General features: G+C 64.3%; 1 protein-coding gene. It reads left to right on the forward strand.

The window, feature by feature from the left end:
- Positions 1–543 (forward strand): hypothetical protein (locus TU76_RS24270; RefSeq protein WP_048352699.1); only part of this gene is annotated, 543 nt, incomplete at both ends.

A 543-nucleotide genomic window follows, 5' to 3' on the forward strand; every position in this document is an offset into this window, starting at 1 on the left:
GAAGCCCGCCTGGAAAACCAATGGCTGCCCGAGCAACCTCGGCCATCGCGCAAAAGCCAGGGTTCAAAAAGGATCATCCGCACGCGCAAGCAAGGGATTTTGATTGGTGTCGCCAGGGCGCGAGCCTCAGAACGTGAGCCGTTGATTGTCGATGTGGGCGGGCCGGCGGCCGGCAGCACGCAGACGCAGCCCGGGACTGCGGAGTCAGGCTTGCCGACCCTGACCTTCAGGCAGTCGGAAGCTGACCGTTGGGAGGCTGTAGAGCGTCCCGTCGAGGCGGGTACGGCGCGGCCGCTGGCCACCATCAGAAACCGCTGCAATGAGCTGCTGGGCAAGGTCGACGAGAAGATTCAGCGGGTCAGGGGTTACGCCAGGCACTCCAGGTTTGCCTTGGAGCTGGAAGAAATCCTTGAGCGCGAAGCGCTGAAGCTGGATGCGCTGAGCCGCGAAATCGAGGCCGGCTTTGAACTCGAACCGGTGCAGGACAAACCCCGGCCCGGCACGCCTCAATCGTTGCACAAGCGCTTGCGCGAGGGGGCGCGC

Source organism: Pseudomonas psychrophila (assembly GCF_001043005.1).
Lineage (GTDB): Bacteria > Pseudomonadota > Gammaproteobacteria > Pseudomonadales > Pseudomonadaceae > Aquipseudomonas > Aquipseudomonas psychrophila.